Source organism: Terrabacter sp. 05T424, assembly GCF_056396225.1.
Genome location: NZ_JBFTLB010000001.1, coordinates 240,652 through 255,131 on the forward strand (window position 1 = coordinate 240,652; position 14,480 = coordinate 255,131).

General features: G+C 71.4%; 16 protein-coding genes. 8 read left to right on the top strand and 8 right to left on the bottom strand.

Annotated elements, in window-relative coordinates; all coding sequences use genetic code 11:
* Positions 1-5: 5 nt before the first annotated feature.
* The 3 genes from catA to AC1DE0_RS01065 all read left to right on the top strand — a co-directional run bounded on the left by catA (position 6) and on the right by AC1DE0_RS01065 (position 1,938).
* A complete protein-coding gene (gene catA, locus AC1DE0_RS01055; protein WP_478096226.1) occupies positions 6-878 on the top strand; it encodes a catechol 1,2-dioxygenase in 873 nt (290 codons plus the stop codon).
* Entirely contained in the window at positions 878-1,153 is a 276-nt protein-coding gene (gene catC, locus AC1DE0_RS01060) for a muconolactone Delta-isomerase (RefSeq protein ID WP_478096228.1), read from the top strand. Before catA ends, catC begins: the two co-directional genes overlap by 1 nt.
* A 122-nt stretch (positions 1,154-1,275) precedes the next feature.
* Positions 1,276-1,938: a hypothetical protein gene (locus tag AC1DE0_RS01065; protein WP_478096232.1), complete on the top strand. Its 663-nt coding sequence runs from the start codon at positions 1,276-1,278 to the stop codon at positions 1,936-1,938.
* Between the two features lie 525 nt (positions 1,939-2,463).
* On the opposite strand, the gene AC1DE0_RS01070 is transcribed toward AC1DE0_RS01065, so the two are convergent.
* Genes AC1DE0_RS01070 through AC1DE0_RS01080 form a run of 3 tightly spaced genes read right to left on the bottom strand, consistent with a single transcriptional unit; the run spans position 2,464 to position 3,931 of the window.
* Positions 2,464-2,886 (bottom strand): arsenate reductase ArsC, encoded by a 423-nt coding sequence (locus tag AC1DE0_RS01070; protein WP_478096236.1) that lies wholly within the window; start codon positions 2,884-2,886, stop codon positions 2,464-2,466.
* Positions 2,883-3,572 (bottom strand): aquaporin, encoded by a 690-nt coding sequence (locus AC1DE0_RS01075; RefSeq protein WP_478096238.1) that lies wholly within the window; start codon positions 3,570-3,572, stop codon positions 2,883-2,885. Before AC1DE0_RS01075 ends, AC1DE0_RS01070 begins: the two co-directional genes overlap by 4 nt.
* Entirely contained in the window at positions 3,569-3,931 is a 363-nt protein-coding gene (locus AC1DE0_RS01080) for a metalloregulator ArsR/SmtB family transcription factor (RefSeq protein WP_478096240.1), read from the bottom strand. Before AC1DE0_RS01080 ends, AC1DE0_RS01075 begins: the two co-directional genes overlap by 4 nt.
* Positions 3,932-4,018: 87 nt before the next feature.
* Between AC1DE0_RS01080 and AC1DE0_RS01085 the strand changes: the two genes are divergently transcribed.
* The 5 genes from AC1DE0_RS01085 to AC1DE0_RS01105 all read left to right on the top strand — a co-directional run bounded on the left by AC1DE0_RS01085 (position 4,019) and on the right by AC1DE0_RS01105 (position 7,647).
* Positions 4,019-4,471: an ArsI/CadI family heavy metal resistance metalloenzyme gene (locus tag AC1DE0_RS01085; protein ID WP_478096244.1), complete on the top strand. Its 453-nt coding sequence runs from the start codon at positions 4,019-4,021 to the stop codon at positions 4,469-4,471.
* A 73-nt stretch (positions 4,472-4,544) separates the two neighbouring features.
* Positions 4,545-5,303: a histidine phosphatase family protein gene (locus AC1DE0_RS01090; protein WP_478096248.1), complete on the top strand. Its 759-nt coding sequence runs from the start codon at positions 4,545-4,547 to the stop codon at positions 5,301-5,303.
* A 5-nt stretch (positions 5,304-5,308) separates the two neighbouring features.
* Positions 5,309-6,199 (top strand): NAD(P)H-hydrate dehydratase, encoded by an 891-nt coding sequence (locus AC1DE0_RS01095; protein WP_478096252.1) that lies wholly within the window; start codon positions 5,309-5,311, stop codon positions 6,197-6,199.
* A 70-nt stretch (positions 6,200-6,269) separates the two neighbouring features.
* Positions 6,270-7,385: a DNA glycosylase AlkZ-like family protein gene (locus AC1DE0_RS01100; protein WP_478096255.1), complete on the top strand. Its 1,116-nt coding sequence runs from the start codon at positions 6,270-6,272 to the stop codon at positions 7,383-7,385.
* 28 nt (positions 7,386-7,413) lie between these two features.
* Entirely contained in the window at positions 7,414-7,647 is a 234-nt protein-coding gene (locus AC1DE0_RS01105) for a hypothetical protein (RefSeq protein ID WP_478096257.1), read from the top strand.
* A 126-nt stretch (positions 7,648-7,773) separates the two neighbouring features.
* On the opposite strand, the gene map is transcribed toward AC1DE0_RS01105, so the two are convergent.
* From map to AC1DE0_RS01130, 5 genes are all read right to left on the bottom strand, one after another.
* A complete protein-coding gene (gene map, locus AC1DE0_RS01110; protein ID WP_478096259.1) occupies positions 7,774-8,556 on the bottom strand; it encodes a type I methionyl aminopeptidase in 783 nt (260 codons plus the stop codon).
* Positions 8,557-8,614: 58 nt separating this feature from the next.
* On the bottom strand, positions 8,615-10,069 hold the full coding sequence (locus tag AC1DE0_RS01115; protein ID WP_478096261.1) for a carboxylesterase/lipase family protein: 1,455 nt from the start codon (positions 10,067-10,069) through the stop codon (positions 8,615-8,617).
* 111 nt (positions 10,070-10,180) lie between these two features.
* Positions 10,181-11,266: an AfsR/SARP family transcriptional regulator gene (locus AC1DE0_RS01120; protein ID WP_478096264.1), complete on the bottom strand. Its 1,086-nt coding sequence runs from the start codon at positions 11,264-11,266 to the stop codon at positions 10,181-10,183.
* A gap of 245 nt (positions 11,267-11,511) precedes the next feature.
* On the bottom strand, positions 11,512-13,431 hold the full coding sequence (locus tag AC1DE0_RS01125; RefSeq protein ID WP_478096266.1) for a fibronectin type III domain-containing protein: 1,920 nt from the start codon (positions 13,429-13,431) through the stop codon (positions 11,512-11,514).
* Positions 13,432-13,832: 401 nt separating this feature from the next.
* Complete coding sequence (locus AC1DE0_RS01130) at positions 13,833-14,408, bottom strand: NADPH-dependent F420 reductase (RefSeq protein ID WP_478096268.1); 576 nt, start codon at positions 14,406-14,408, stop codon at positions 13,833-13,835.
* Positions 14,409-14,480: the final 72 nt, after the last annotated feature.

The window sequence follows — 14,480 nt, forward strand, 5'->3', positions numbered from 1 at the left end:
CGACCATGACCACCGACCAGCACCTCAACGTCGAGGTCGCGACCGCCGCAGCATCGGGCAACGCGGCCACGGAGCGATTCGCCACCGACAAGTCCGCGTTCGCCGCCGTCAAGGACACGCCCGTCGAGCGGGTCGACCTGCTCGCCCGCTCCGTGCTCGACGCGATCTACGAGACCATCCGTCGCGAGAAGGTGACCTACGACGAGTACAACGCGCTCAAGGCGTGGCTCATCCAGGTCGGCCAGGACGGCGAGTGGCCGCTCTTCCTCGACGTCTGGGTCGAGCACGTCGTCGAGGAGGTGGCCACTGACCACCGCGAGGGCAGCAAGGGCACCATCGAGGGTCCCTACTACGTGCCCGGGGCTCCCGAGCAGGGCGCGCGCGGTTCCGTCCCGACCCGTGACGGCGAAGAGGGCACGGCCCTCACGTGGACCGGCACCGTCACGAGCACCGACGGCACCCCGCTCGACGGGGCGACGATCGAGCTGTGGCACGCCGACAACGACGGCTTCTACTCGCAGTTCGCCCCCGGCATCCCCGAGTGGAACCTCCGCGGTTCCTTCACGGTCGGGCCCGACGGGGCCTTCGAGATCCGCACGATCCAGCCCGCGCCCTACCAGATCCCGACCGACGGCGCGTGCGGCAAGCTCATCGCGGCGGCCGGCTGGCACGCCTGGCGTCCGGCCCACATGCACGTCAAGGTGTCGGCCCCCGGCCACGAGCAACTCACGGCCCAGCTCTACTTCCCCGGCGACGAGCACAACGACGACGACATCGCCTCGGCGGTCAAGCCCGAGCTCGTGCTCGACCCGCGCCCGCAGGGCGACGGTGCGGTCGCCGTGGACTACGGCTTCGTTCTTGACCCCGTGCGCGCCTGATGCTCTTCGCTGTCCGGATGGACGTCGACATCCCGCGCGACCTCGACCCGACGCTCCGTGACGAGACGCTCGCGCGTGAGAAGGCCTACTCCCAGCAGCTGCAGCGGGAGGGAGAGTGGCGCCACATCTGGCGGGTCGTCGGGCAGTACTCCAACATCAGCGTCTTCGACGTCTCGTCCAACGACCGCCTGCACGAGATCCTCTGGGGCCTGCCGCTCTTCCCGTACATGACCATCGAGGTGACGCCGCTCGCGGCGCATCCGTCCCAGGTCTGAGCAGCCGCCGGTGACGCCGCCTCCATCAGGGGGAGGCGGCGCCATCGGGGCGCGGGCATGTCGTCGCGGCCGTCCGCGTGGCAGGGTGGAGTACCAGCACGCCACCCCCGGATTGGAACGCGATGCCGCCTCGCGCGTCAGGGCAGACCCGCATCGACCTGGCGCGCCTGCCGCCCGAGCTGCGCGCACTGGTCGAGTCGCTCGTCGGCGGCGAGGTCACGGTCGACCGCGAGGGCGAGACCCTGGGCACCCTGTCGTTCCGGCCGGAGGTGCTGACGGGCACGGTGCACGCGACTCCCGTCCCGGCCGACCATCACGGCCCGCGCGACGAGGGCCACCGGCCCGGCCGCCCGATGCCGGAGGGCGTCAAGGTGGTGGTGACGACGTTGCGACTCTCGCGTGAGGCGCGCCGACGACTCGGCGACGCCATGGGACCCGGCTTCCTCGTCGTCGACTTCGCCGGGGCGCCCGACTCGGCCGACATCATCCTCAGCCACCCGGTCAGCCCGCAGCTGCTGGGCCGCTTCCACCTGATGTTCCCCCAGGCGCACGTCATCGTCACCGAGATCTACGACCCCGAGCTGGGCATCGACGTCACGGGTCCGGTGGGTCGCATCCTCGACGCCGGCGTGCAGGCGTACCTCCCGGCCCGGCGGCGGGGGCGTTCCTCATGCCGCCGCCGGACGACCGCTAGGCGGCTTCGGCCACCGCCGGCTCAGCGAGCCGGCGACGCGGTCGTGGTGAACGGGAGGACCAGCCGTGACGGGTGCGCCGCGTCGCGGTAGACCTTGTGCGTCACGGGGCGGCCCACCGGCAGGTGGAACGCGTCGGGCGGCAGGAGGGCGTTGTGCTCGTCGGCGAGGGGTTCGTCGTTCGAGAGCTGCACGACGAGCCGGTGGCCGGCAGGAACGCCGACGCGAAGGGGTAGAGGCGCACGACGTACTCCTCCACGACGCCGGGGGCTCGACCGGGACCGCGCGGGTGTGTGGGTGGTACGGGTTGCCCTCGGTGGTGCGCTCGTCGAGCTCCCGGTGCGACGCCTTGAGGAAGCCCGTGGTGACGAGCTGCCTCTTCCCCGTGGGTGACTCGTCCCAGAGGCGCAGGATGAGGTTGGTGTCGGGGCTGGTCGATCTCGACGAAGAGGTGGGCCGCACCGGGGTACGGCTCGACCGACTACCAGGCAGGTTTCCGCTCCCACTGGGGCCTCGCCGGTTGACCTGCTGGAGCTCTGCGCGGCCCTCCACATGACCAGCGTGGAGGGCCGCGCGCACGTGCCAGACCCTCGTTGAGCGGGCCGGTGTCAGGGCCAGTCAGTTGCCGACGAGCTCGCTGACGAGCGCTTCGATGCGGCCGCGGATCTCGTCGCGGATCGATCGGACGTGCTCGAGGTCCTGCCCGGCCGGGTCGTCGAGCACCCAGTCCTCGTAACGCTTTCCGGGGTAGAAGGGGCACGCGTCGCCGCAGCCCATCGTCACGACGACGTCCGCCTCGCGCACGGCTGCGTCGGTCAACAGCTTCGGGGTCTCGGCCGTGAGGTCGATGCCTTCCTCGGCCATGGCCAGCACCGCGACGTGGTTGACCTGGTCGGCCGGTGCGGAGCCGGCGGACAGTACCTGGACGCGGTCGCCCGCGAGGTGCTGCAGGTAGCCGGCGGCCATCTGGGACCGGCCTGCGTTGTGCACGCAGACGAAGAGCACGGTGGGCCGGTCGTCACCGGGGGTCCAGGTGTTCACGACGTTGCCTTTCGGGCTGGAGGGGCGATGCGGCGTACGGGATGCAGGAGGGCGACCGCACCGAGTCCGAGTGCGCCGCCGAGCAGCTGGGCGAGGACGAACGCGGGGACGCTTGACGGCGCGATGCCGGCGAAGGTGTCGGTGACGGTCCTGGCCACGGTGACGGCCGGGTTGGCGAACGACGTCGAGCTGGTGAACCAGTACGCGGCGGCGATGTAGCCACCCACGGCGTACGCGACGCGGCTGGCGTCGCCACCCCGCAGCGTGCCGAACACGACGACCACGAGGCCGAGGGTCGCGACGACCTCGCCGAGCCACAGTCCGGATCCGGATCGGACGTGCTGCGACAACGCCACGGCGGGCAGGTCGAACATGAGGTTGGCGACCACGGCGCCGACCAGGCCGCCAACGACCTGCGCGACGACGAGGGTGGCGGCCGTGCGGGTGGAGATCGTCCCGAGCACCCGCTCGAGCACCGTGACGACGGGGTTGAACGAGGCCGACACCGGGTGCAGCGCGATGATCAGCGCGACGAGGACGGCGCCGGTCGCGAGGGAGTTCTCGAGCAGCTGCAGGCCGACGTTGCCGGGGGAGAGGCGGCTCGCCGCGATGCCGGAGCCGATGACGGTCGCCACGAGGAAGGCGGTGCCCAGCAGCTCGGCCGCCGCCTTCTGGCTCAGCCTCACGAAGCGGTGTCGGAGATGAGCGTCGCCAGGGACGACAGGGCGGTGGGGCTGGACCGGTAGTAGACCCAGACGCCCCGCTTCTCCCGTTCGAGCAGGCCCGCCTCGTGGAGCACCTTGAGGTGGTGGCTGATCGTCGGCTGCGAGAGCTCGAATGCGTCGTTGAGGTCGCAGACGCAGGCCTCTCCACCTTCGTGCGAGGCGACCAGCGACAGCAGCCTCAGGCGTACGGGGTCGGCCAGCGCCTTGAGCATCGGCGCGATGCGCTCGGCAGCGTCCTGGCTCAACGGCTCGCGGCTCAGGGGGGAGCAGCAGGCGACCGCCTCGACCGGGGTCAGCGTCAACAGTGAGGGATTCGACACCCGTCGATATTGACAGACGTCGATGTGAGGGTGCAACCTCGCCTCATCAACACATCGACATTCATCGATATCTCGAAGGGGCTCATCATGAACCGCATCCAGCTCGCGCTCAACGTCGACGACCTCCAGGCCTCGATCGACTTCTACTCCACCCTGTTCGACACCGCACCGGCCAAGGTGCGCCCGGGCTACGCCAACTTCGCCGTCGCCGAGCCGCCGCTCAAGCTCGTCCTCATCGAGCAGCAGGGGCGGGGCGGGAGCCTCAACCACTTGGGGATCGAGGTCGGTGACGTCGACACGGTCGACACGGAGCAGACCCGTCTCGCGGAGCGGGGGCTCGCCACGCTCGACGAGCGCGGCACGACGTGCTGCTACGCGAAGCAGGACAAGTTCTGGGTCGAGGGGGCCGCCGACGGCGAGCGCTGGGAGGTCTACACCGTCCTCGCCGACAGCCCAACCTTCAGCGCCTCGGACGGCGCCCCCGCCTGCGGCAGCAACGAGACCCGGACGGAGGCGGCGACAGCGGACGCCTGCTGCTAGGCCTCGGGGGCGCGTTCGGGCGACCCGGAACGTGGGTATCTGCGTCGGTACGAACGAGTTCACAGGAGGCCCCGTGTCGATCGAACCCAGTCGCGAGTCGTCGCCCGCCCACGTCGAGGAGCTCGTGCTCGTGCGCCACGGCGAGAGCGTGGGCAACGTGGCCGATGCCGAGGCCCGGCGGAAGGGGGTCGGCCGCCTCGACCTCCAGACCCGCGATCCGGACACCCCATTGTCGGAGCAGGGGCAGCAGCAGGCCGAGGTGCTCGCCAGGACGCTCGCCGGCCGACCCGACGACGAGCGCCCGGACGTCGTCCTCAGCTCGCCCTACGCCCGAGCCGCCCAGACGGCCCGGCTGGTGACCCAGCCGCTGGGGCTGCGGGCGCTACTCGATGAGCGCCTGCGCGAACGTGATCTCGGCCTGTTCGACGGGCTCACGGGTGCCGGAATCCGAGAGAGATACCCCGACGAGGCGGAGCGGCGAGCCCGTTTGGGCAAGTTCTACTACCGGCCGCCGGGCGGTGAGAGCTGGACGGACGTCGCGCTCCGCGTGCGCCACGTGCTCGTCGACCTGGCATCCATGCACGCCGGCCGCCGCGTGTGGGTCTTCACGCACCAGGCGGTCATCATGAGCTTCCGGCTCGTGCTGGAGGGCCTCGACGAGCAGCGGCTGCTCGCGCTCGACCGGGACGAGCCGCTGGGCAACTGTTCGCTGACGCGTTACCGGCGTGGAGCCGACGGCACACTCGAGCTGGTCTCCTTCGCCGACACCACGCACCTCGCGACCTCGGAGGCTGACGAGACCCACGAGTCTGCACGGCCCGCGGCGAGGTGACGACGATGTCTCGTGACGCGCCACGCACCGTCGATGCCACCCTCCTGGGCGAGTGGCCCCTGCCGTCCTCCGACGGCGACAAGACCGACCGCGGAACTGTGCTCGTCGTCGGCGGCTCACGCCAGACCCCCGGGGCCATCCTCCTCGCCGCCGAGTCGGCCCTGCGTGTGGGCGCCGGCAGGGTGCAGGTCGCGACGGCCGTGGGCGCGGCCCCCGCCCTGTCGGTGATGGTCCCCGAGGCGTATGTGGAGTCCCTCCCCGTGCTCCGTTCGGGGGACCTGGCAGTGGCCGGGGCGGAGCGCATCCTCGAGCTGGCCTCGGAGGTCGACGTCGTCCTGCTCGGCCCCGGTCTGGGCGACCCCCAATCCGCGAACCTGCTTCTCGAGAAGGTGGTGCCGCAGCTCGACACGCGCGTCGTGATCGACGCCCTAGGCACGGCATACCTCACGGACAATCTCGACGGGATACGTCATCTCGAGGGACGAGTTCTGTTGACGCCCAACGAGACCGAGCTCGCCCAGACGCTGAGTGTCCCCCAGTCCGAGGTCGAGGCGGACCCCATGGACGCCGCGCGGCGGCTGGCCGAAGCCACGGGTGCCGTCGTGCTCAGTGGGGGAGAGGTGTCGTGCATCGCCACGGCCCAGGGCGCGTCGTGGCGCCACGAAGGCGGTTCGACGGGACTGGCCACCGCCGGGTCGGGAGACGTCAAGGCGGGCGTCGTGACCGGGCTCATGGCACGCGGTGCCTCACCCGAGCAGGCAGCCGTCTGGGGCACCTGGACGCACGGGCGCGCTGGCGAGGTGCTCGACCGCGAGATGCCAGGGTTCCTGGCGCGCGACCTCTCACAGTGCATCGCGCGAGAGCTGGCCGCGGTGGAGCGATCGGCGGACACCTAGAGGAGCGACGTCGGACGCTCGATCCCTCGTCCGGTCGTGCAACGTCCGGGTCTGCGCCTAGCCTGCGTCCATGTCGACCACCTGGGCCCAGGCGCTGGCCTGGCGCATGCGGCAACACTTCCTCGAGCCCGTCGCCGACGTGTCGGTGGCAGGGGTCGTGCGACGGCTCGGCGCCGTGTCAGCGAAGTCCGAGAGTGCGGCCGAGCTGGCCGTCGGGCTGCGGCGTACGCAGCATCGGCCCGGTGACGTCGCCCGTGCCCTGGAGCAGGGACGTCTCGTCAAGGTGTTCGCCTTCCGTGGCGGGGTCCACTATCTGGCGCCCGACGACGGCGGCGCCTACCTCGCGCTCCGGGCATCCGGCCGGCAGTGGGAGCTGCCGAGCTGGCAGGACTACTACCAGCTCACGCCGGAGACCTGGCCCTCGTTCCGCGAGGCCGTGCGCTATGCACTCGCCGACGGGCCGCTGACCATCCGTGAGCTCGGGGCCGCCGTGACCGGCAAGGCGGCCTTCCGGCACCTGCGTCCCGTCTTCGACGAGGGGGCCGGCACTCTGGTCAAGCCACTGACCTGGCAGGGCGACATGGCGTTCGGGCCGTCGCGCAACGGGCAGGCCACCTTCCAGCGCCTCGACGCCAGCCCCGCGTGGGCCGGGGTGTGGGATCTCGACGAGGCGGGACCGTATGCCGTCGAGTCGTACGTCCGGGCATACGGCCCGGCGACCGCCGACCACGTCCGCTACTGGTTGGGCAGCGGCCTGAGCGCCGGAGGTAGGCGCCTCGACCGGTGGCTCGCCGACCTCGGTGAGCGATTGGCGCCCATCGACGTCGACGGGACGAACGCGTACGTCCTCGCAGAGCACGTCGACGACCTCGTGGCGACCAGACCGACCGACGCCGTGCGGCTGCTGCCCGGCCACGACCAGTGGGTGATGGGGCCGGGCACCAAGGACGAGCACGTGGTGCCGCCGGAGCACCGGACCGCCGTGACGCGCGCGGCGAATCTCGTCGTCGCCGGTGGGGTCGTGAGCGGCACGTGGTCGGTGACACGGGACGAGGTGTCGGTCGCCTGGCTCGCCCCTCGGGAGAGTCCTTCCCAGCGGCAGCCCTCTCGCCGGCTGTTCGAGGCAGAGGTCGCCAGGCTCGCCGAAGTCCTCGACCGGCCGCTGTCACTCGCCCCGATGACGTGAGCCGGTCCCGACGGCATACGGTCGGTCCGTGTCGCACCTCTTCTACCTGGTCGGACCGCCCGCCGTCGGCAAGCTCACCGTCGCCCGCGAGCTCGAGCGACGGACCGGCGCCATCGTCGTCGAGAACGCCGCCCTCGTCGAGAGCCTGCGTTCTCTCGCGCAGCGTCGGGCAGTGCGGTTCGTGCCGGTCTGGCTCACCGCGGACCCGGCGAGCTCGCCTCTCGCGTCGTGCGACCCGACCGGTCTCAGCGGGCGAAGCTGATGGATCCCGAGGTGGTGCGGCGGCTTCTGCCCATCCGCGAGCTGCCGGCCCCGGCCGATGCCGTCGTGCTGACACGACGAGGCGCCGGCCCGACGAGGTCGCGGACCGCATCCTCGCGAGCATCGCCTAGCGGCCGCTGCTCGTCGGCGTCGTCAGCACCTCGGCGCCGTCCTCGGTGATCGCGATCGTGTGCTCGCTGTGGGCCGTGAGGCAGCCCGTCGCGCTGCGCAGCGTCCAGCCGTCGGCGTCGGTGACCAGCTCCGCCGTGTCGGCCATCACCCACGGCTCGAGGGCGAGCAGCAGGCCGGGGCGCAGGGTGTAGCCGCGTCCGGGGCGCCCGTTGTTGGGCACGTGCGGGTCCTGGTGCATCGTCGACCCGACGCCGTGACCTCCGAACTGGGTGTTGACGACGTAGCCCGCGCCCTCGAGCACCGTGCCGATGGCGTGGGAGAGGTCGCCGACGCGCGCGCCGGGTGCGGCAACGGCGATGGCGGCGACGAGGGCGCGCTCGGTGGCCTCGATGAGCGCCGCGCTGTCGGGTGTCGGGGCGTCGCCGACGACGAAGCTGATCGCCGAGTCGGCCACGACGCCGTCGAGCGAGAGGGCGAGGTCGAGTGAGAGCAGGTCGCCGTCGGCGAGGCTGCGGTCGTGGGGGAGCCCGTGGAGCACGGCGTCGTTGACGGACGTGCAGATGTGGTGGCCGAAGGGCCCGCGCCCGAACGACGGCGCGTAGTCGACGTAGCACGACTCGGCGCCGGCCCCGTCGACCATCGACCTCGTCCACCGGTCGATCTCGAGGAGGTTGGTGCCCACGACGGCGCGCGTGCGCATCGACTCGAGGATGTCGGCGACGAGAGCCCCGGCGGCGCGGGCTCGGGGCAGCTGCCCGAGGTGCAGGATCTCGATCATCGCGCAGCCTCTCTCGGTGCCGGCCGTCGGGCGTCGCGGGTCGCGGGGGTCACGCCGGTCACGGGCACAGGTCTAGCACGTCGGGGGGTCGGCGCCAGATGTCGCGCGACAGGCGTTCGGGATACGCCTCGTCCGACGGCGCCACGTCGAAGAGGTGCACCACGCCAGAGCCGTATGCCGGCCACCCCGGGTCACCGTGGACGGCGAAGTCCGTCCACGCCGTGCGCATCTGCCCCGACACCGCCACGGCCTCGGGTGTCGGGTCGCCGATCAGCATCGCCGGCTGCCCGGAGGTGAGGTTGCCGAAGACGAGCGGCACGTCGAGGCCGTGGCACGCGCCGAGCGTCCCGCCCATGCCGGGGGCGGGCCAGGTGAGCTCGTACAGCCAGGCGGCGCCGCCCGCCGCCAGCTGGGCCTCGGCGAGGTGGAGCGACGGCATACGGAAGAGCCAGTCGGACCGCACCACCTCGTAGAGCTGCTCTGGATCGGCGAAGGTCGGCTGGTAGCGCGCCGGGTCGGGTGCGAAGACCTCGGCGGTGCGAGCCGCCTCGGCCGCGGTGACGGTGCCCGCGCGGCCGGTGACCGCGGTGAGGAGGCGCTGCTCGTCCCGCGTGTGCCCGACGACGAGAGGCACCTCGCCGGTGAGGCCCTGCCACGGCGTGGTCGGCAGCACGTCGCCGTCGACGACCGGGGCGAACAGCACGAGTCCGTGAGCCGCTCGACCCCAACGTTGCGCGTACGTCTCGACGTCCTCTGCCAGGGCGCCGGCCACGGCGTCTGCGCCGAGGGGCAGGAGCTGCGGGTCGAGCGTGGCCAGCTCTCCCGGCTCGACGCCGAGCTCCGCGGCGCACGCGGCGGTGATGTCGGCCGCCAGCGCCGGCGTGAAGAACGTGCCGGGCACGCTCTGGGCGATCGCCTGGTGGAAGAGGCCCCTCGCGCGCGGCATGGCGAGGAGCGCCGCCACCGACCCTCCGCCGGCCGACTGGCCGAAGACGGTGACGCGCCCCGGGTCGCCCCCGAACCGTTCGATGTTGCCCTGCACCCACTGGAGTGCGGCCACCTGGTCGAGCAGAGCGCGGTTGTCGGGTCTGCCGTCCACGTGGCCGAAACCCTCGAGACCGACGCGGTAGTTGAAGGTCACGACGACGACACCACCTCGCGCGAGCGTCGTGCCGTCGTACTCGGGAAGGCCGGAGGTGCCGAACGCGTAGGCCCCGCCCTGGATCCACACCATCACCGGTGAGTGGCCCCGCACGTCGCCCGACCACACGTTGACGGTCAGCCATTCGTCGTCGTGGGCGGGCGCGCCCATCGCGTCCATCCCGAAGGCCCCGGACTGCGGCGGAGGCGGGCCGAACCGGGTGCAGTCGCGCGCCCCGGGCCACGGCTCCACGGGACGGGGAGTGTCGAGGCGCACAGGGAGGGACGCGTACGGGATCCCGCGGAAGACCGTCAGGTCGTCGTCCGTCCCGCCGCGGGCGACCCCGCCACTGACCCGGATGTCGACGTGCACCTGACGATCGTCGTCGCAGCTGCCCTGCTCGCGCCACCCGTTTGACCGGAGGCTGGTGGGTGACAGGCCGGAGGGGCCTGCCGCGGGCAGGCCCCTCCGGAGGTCGTGCGGTCAGCCGGTGGCGGTGACAGCCATGGCTGCCGCCTGGCCGGCGAGCGCGCGGGCTCGTGCGTCCGCTGCGCGGATGAGGGCCATGAGCCGGCTGCAGTCCTCCTGCAGCGCGCCCGGCTCGGCTGCAGCAGACCGCTGCCCACCACCCTCACCACCCTCGCCACGCTCACCAGGCTCGGGCTCGGGCCGGTGCGGGGGCGTGGAGGTGTCCAGCACGTGGTGCAGGCGCACCACCGCAGCCACCAGGTCACGCAACCGGTCATCCTGCTCCGAGGTCGCCGCCAACAGCCGACGGAACACCGCCCGCAACCGCGGCCCCGGGTCACACCCCAGCTCGGCCGCGAACACCGTGCGACACGTCTCGTACTCACGCACCGCGTCCGCGTGCTCACCGCGACGCTCCAACGTCTCCAGCAGCACCAGCCACGCCGACTCCAGCAACCGGTCCCGCTCGATCGCCGCCCGCGCCCACCGCTGCGCATGCACCAGGTCACCGGCCTCCAACGCCGCCCGCGCCCCGTCCGCCAACGCCCGCAACACCCGCGCCTCGTGCGCCTGCACCGCCTCCTGCAACCACGGCAGGTCCGCCTCATCCGGCACCAACGGCCGCGCCACCAACGCCAACGCCCGCACGTACACCGCCACCGCCAGCGCCGGCTCACCCGACAGCTCCTGGGCCCGGCCGGTGAGCCGCCCGAACTCGACCACATCCACCGACCAGCCCGCCCAACCCGCCGAGCCGGCCGAGCCTGCCGAGCCCGAGGTGACATCCCACCGGTACCCGCCCGGCACCGTCACGATCGGCGCCGCCCCCACCGGCGTCCCCGGCGCCCCCGCGAGCCGCTTGCGCAACAGGCTCACGTACGCCTCCAACGTGCCCAGCGCCCCGGCCGGGGGCGTGTCACCCCACAGGTACTCGATGATCCGACCCTTGGAGACCGGGTCACCACCCTCGAGCAGCAACGCCAACAACACCTGCCGCGCCTTCGCGCCCCCCAGGTCCCGCGGACCCAACGCCTCCGGCCCGTGTCCCACCACGAGCCCCCCACACAACCGCACCACAGGTACGCCGACCACACCGTTCATGCTGATCCCCCCCAATGCTGATCCCCTTGCAGTTATGTTGCGGGAGCTCGCCCCGCCCCGGAGGCGGAATGGGAGCGAAGGGTGACCCCTAGTTTTTGGGCATGCGTTTCGTGACGCAAACGCGAATGTCGTGGTACTCCAAGCGAATTCGACCCGTGAACAGGGAGCAATCGGACGTTCTGGACACGCCACGGGCCCCCGCTCCAGCGGGGGCCCGTGGCGTGTTCGCTGCCGGTCCGGGAGGTTCAGCCGTTCGAGACGGTGAACGGTGCGGTCTGGCCGCCCCGGTCGGACCTGGCGATGATGCGACCCGGGTTCGTCGTGGGGACGTTGGTCCGCATGCGGACCGTCCAGTCGCCGATGCCGGGCGGAGCGGCGGCGACGACCGCGGCGGAGGAGCCGACGATCTCGGCGCCGATCGAGCCGTCGGCGTTCACGCGGTACAGCTTGACGGTCGCGCCGACCTGGTCACCGGTGCCCACGACCTTGAAGTCGCCCGCCTTCCACTTGGCCGTGGAGATGGTGATGCGGTCGGTCGCCACCGGGGTCGACAGGGCCAGGGGAGGGGCCGTCTCCGCGCTGGCGGCGCCGGCGTTCAGTGCCTTCACCGTGAACCGGTAGGGCGTTCCCGCCGTGAGCCCCGTGATCGTCTGGCGGGGAACAGTGGTCACCGGCGGCTGCGTGGTCAGCTTGGTGCCCGCGCCGTTGTAGGCGGTGACCTGCCAACCGGTCACCGTGGCGCCGGCGGGTGCAGCGTTCCACGTCAGGGCGACCGAGTTCTGCGTCGGCGTTCCCGTCAGTCCGGTGGGAACAGGCGGCGCGACGGCCGTGACCGGCGTGAAGGTCCCCTCGAACACCGAGGAGATGTTGCCGACCTGGTCGAAGGCCACGATGTGCAGCGTGACCAGTGCGGTGACCGGGATGGACGTGCCCGTGAGCAGCTGCGCGCTGTCGGAGGGCAGGTTGCCCGAGACCACCGGCGTGCCGTCGTTGGTGAAGAACACCTGTCCGTTGCTGGCGACGCTGACCGAGCCGGCCTGCACCGGCGCGGTCGTGCTCTCGCCTGCGGGCGTCACCGAGAGGGTCGGGGCGACGGTGTCGATGGCACCCATCTTGAACGGGATGCTCAGCTTGGCACCGGCCATCGAGCGCACCTCGAAGCTGTACGTCTTGGTGGTGTCGAGACCCGTGAGTGTCGTCTGCGTCGCGCTGACGCCGAGCCGCACGCCCGCGGTGGACTGTGCGCCGGTCGTCGGGTCGGGAGCCGTGACGGCCTCGACGCTGTAGCCGGTGACCGGGTCGGCCGTCGGGACGGCCGTGACCGGGGTCCACTTGACGAGTGCGGTGGCGCCGGTGCGCACGACCGATGCCGAGCCTGCAGGCGCGGTCTGGTCGGCCGGCCCGGCAGGGCAGCCGCCCATGCCCGGGCCGCCGGCCTCGCCGAACTCGGCGATGGTCAGGCCCTGACGGTTGCCGTCGGCGTCCTGGACCTCCCAGTTCATCGCCCGCTCGCCGAGGTCGGCGGCGGCTGCGACGTTGGCGGCCTCTAGGGTGTCGAAGACGTACGTGGCCTTGAAGTGACCGAGTGAGGGGAACTCCAGCATCGAGCTGTAACCACCCCGGGGTGCCGGTGTCAGCGGCCCGGGGACCGCCCGGATGTCACGCTTGCCGATCACCGGAACGAGGTCGGGCTGGATGATCCGCTGCTCGAGGAAGTCGCGGTTGACGACCGGGAGCGCGCTGGCCGGGTCCTCGTTGAAGGTCCCGTCGACGGTGATCGTCGTCCCGCTCTGCACCATGTCATGGCTGACCGTCGCCGACGACGTCGTGGTGTCGTCCGACGAGCCATCGGGAAAGGTGATCGAGACCTTGTCTCCCGCGATGATGTCGGGCGTGACGTCGAGGCCGGTCCCGTTGCCCCAGCAGATACCGCCGGGGTGGTTGACCTCGAAGGCGACGTCGGTGCCGGAGACGACTCCGGTCGCAGAGCCGACGACGCCGACACCCGGGCGGGTGACCTTGATGGTCGCCGTCTCGCCGGCGTGCTCGGAGTAGCCCTCGATCGAGACGAAGTCACGGTCGGGGAACACGGCGATGTTGTTCGGGAAGGTGGGCACGGCCGCAGAGGCCGAGCCGGCGAGCATCAGGATGGGCGTGAACGCCAACCCCACTGCGGCAGTTGCGCCGACGGTTCCTCGGACCCCCCGCCGTCGGGCGGCCCTGTCTTTGGACGTTGTTCTGGCTGGTCGCATCTTGGTCCCCTCCTGCGAGCCATGTCGAGGAAGGGCCAGTTGCCCATCCTTCGCGAGCCTCTACAAGATCGGGCGACCACCTTGTGCATTCCTTGGACATCCGTGGGCCTCGACAGGCGCGTGACCGATCCGCTGCGCTTCGGCTGCATAAGGGCCGATCGAGGACGGAATGTCCGTTGCCCAAGGCTGTGTGTTCGTGGCGAGATCCTCTGCAGCACAGATCAATTCGGGTTCAACAACGAGGTGGATGCGCATGACGGCCGACCGCCGGTCTGGGCAACCAGTGGCCGGCCGTCGGGCCGAGTGGGGGACGATCAGGCGACGACGCCGAAGCCGCCCGTCCACGAGATCTTCTCGCCGGCGGCGAGGCTGATCTGGAGGAAGCCGAGGGCCTCGAGCTCGCGGGCACGGGCCAGTGAGCCCGCGTCGATGGCCTTGAGGCCACCGGCCGCGACGGCACCGGCGAGCTCGGACTTCGCCTCTGCGTCATCGCCGGCGATGAGGACCGTCGTCGTGTTGGGGCCGACGACGCCTGCCGCCAGGGTGCCGCCGAAGGTGGTGTTGAAGGCCTTGACGACCTTGGACTCGGGCAGCAGCTTGCTGATCTCGGCCGCGGCCGAGCCGTCAGCGGGGACGACGAGCGAGTCGAACGTCTCGAAGTTCACCGGGTTCGTGATGTCGACGACGATCTTGCCGGCGAGGCTGTCGCGACGCTCCGCAGCGATCGAGGAGACGGCGCTGTAGGGGACCGCCAGCACGACGATGTCGCCGTTGACCGCGATCGACGCGTCGGCCTCGCCGAGGAGCTGCACCGAGTGGCCGCCCTTGCCGAAGACCCCTGCGATGGCCTGACCCATGTTGCCGGTACCGATGATGCTGATGCGTGCCACTGTGACCTCCAGGTCCGTTGTTGGTTGATGCTTCAAGTAATATGACATGGATAAGTTGACGTGTCAAGTAAT

Coding starts and splice junctions, on each gene's coding strand:
- catA (WP_478096226.1), top strand. CDS start 6: ATGACCACCGACCAGCACCTCAACGTCGAGGTCGCGACCGCCGCAGCA.
- catC (WP_478096228.1), top strand. CDS start 878: ATGCTCTTCGCTGTCCGGATGGACGTCGACATCCCGCGCGACCTCGAC.
- AC1DE0_RS01065 (WP_478096232.1), top strand. CDS start 1,276: ATGCCGCCTCGCGCGTCAGGGCAGACCCGCATCGACCTGGCGCGCCTG.
- AC1DE0_RS01085 (WP_478096244.1), top strand. CDS start 4,019: ATGAACCGCATCCAGCTCGCGCTCAACGTCGACGACCTCCAGGCCTCG.
- AC1DE0_RS01095 (WP_478096252.1), top strand. CDS start 5,309: ATGTCTCGTGACGCGCCACGCACCGTCGATGCCACCCTCCTGGGCGAG.
- AC1DE0_RS01100 (WP_478096255.1), top strand. CDS start 6,270: ATGTCGACCACCTGGGCCCAGGCGCTGGCCTGGCGCATGCGGCAACAC.
- map (WP_478096259.1), bottom strand. CDS start 8,556: ATGATCGAGATCCTGCACCTCGGGCAGCTGCCCCGAGCCCGCGCCGCC.
- AC1DE0_RS01120 (WP_478096264.1), bottom strand. CDS start 11,266: ATGAACGGTGTGGTCGGCGTACCTGTGGTGCGGTTGTGTGGGGGGCTC.